Source organism: Allosediminivita pacifica, assembly GCF_003054175.1.
GTDB lineage: Bacteria > Pseudomonadota > Alphaproteobacteria > Rhodobacterales > Rhodobacteraceae > Allosediminivita > Allosediminivita pacifica.
In genome coordinates, this window is record NZ_QBKN01000089.1 from 1 (window position 1) to 1,401 (window position 1,401).

The window sequence follows — 1,401 nt, forward strand, 5'->3', positions numbered from 1 at the left end:
GGTAGTGCCCCACGGGGTGGTGTAGGAGGCCGCGCGCGGAGCCATTCGGCGTAGCGCAGCGCGCGGCCTGTCTGGCGGCCACCGCACTTCTTCGTAGTCTGAGGTTGCTAAAGCCGACGACAACGAAGGAAAGCACGATGACCGAGACCATGATCGACCTTCCGGGCGTGATCGCCAAGAGCGATGACGCGGACTTTTTGCGCGAGCTGATCCAGGATGCCGCGCAGCGGCTGATGGACATCGAGGTGTCTGCCGTGTGCGGTGCCGGACACGGCGAGCGCAGCTCGGAGCGGGAAAACCAGCGTAACGGCTACCGGCCGCGCCAGTGGGATACCCGCGCGGGCACCATCGGCCTGAACATCCCGAAGCTGCGCAAGGGAAGCTACTTCCCGACCTTCCTGGAACCGCGACGGACTGCCGAGAAGGCGCTGATGGCGGTTGTCCAGGAGGCCTACATCCACGGCGTCTCTACCCGCGCCGTTGATGATCTGGTGCGCGCCATGGGGCTGACGGGGACCTCGAAGAGCCAGGTGTCGCGGCTCTGCGAGGAGATCGACGAGCGGGTGCAGGCGTTCCTGAACCGGCCCCTGGAGGGCGACTGGCCCTTCCTCTGGCTGGACGCCACCTACGTGAAGCTGCGCGAGGGCGGGCGGATCGTCTCGATGGCGGTGATAGTGGCCGTCGCGACCAATTCGGACGGCCGCCGCGAGATACTTGGCATCACGGTCATGCCCTCCGAAGCTGAGACCTTCTGGGCCGACTTCCTGCGGTCTCTCACGCGGCGTGGGCTGCGCGGCGTGCAGCTGGTGATCAGCGATGCTCATGAGGGTCTGAAGGCTGCCGCAGGCAAGGTCCTGGGCGCCGGATGGCAGCGCTGCCGCGTGCATTTTCAGCGCAATCTCCTGGGCCGTGTTAGCAAAGCCAACAAGCCGGTAGTCAGCGCCGTGGTGAAGACCGTCTTCGCCGAGAAGGACCGCGACCAGGCCCATGCCCGCTGGCGCGAGGTGGCCGACAACCTTCGTGACCGGTTCAGGGATGTCGCGGAGCTCATGGACGAGGCCGAACACGACGTCCTCGCCTACATGGCCTTCGATGAGAGCCTGCGCTCGAAGTTGCACAGCACGAACCCGCTGGAGCGCGTGAACAAGGAGATCAAGCGGCGCACCAACGTCGTCGGAATATTCCCGAACCGCGAGGCCGTCGTTCGCCTCGTCGGGGCGCTCATGCTGGAGCAAAATGATGAGTGGGCCGTCTCGCGCCGCTACATGCCGGTGGAAAAATTGACGGCCATGTGTAACGATCCCGACGAGGCGACGATGATTGCCGCTCAGTGAACGAGCGACACCAGCTATGAAGAAGCAGGTGGACGCCAGTTCCTACACCATCTCCCGGGGCACTACC

At 65.0% G+C, this 1,401-nt stretch carries 1 protein-coding gene; it reads left to right on the top strand.

Annotation, left to right across the window (positions count from 1 at the left end):
* Positions 1-137 precede the first annotated feature (137 nt).
* A complete protein-coding gene (locus tag C8N44_RS23030) occupies positions 138-1,334 on the top strand; it encodes an IS256 family transposase (protein WP_107979008.1) in 1,197 nt (398 codons plus the stop codon).
* Positions 1,335-1,401 lie beyond the last annotated feature (67 nt).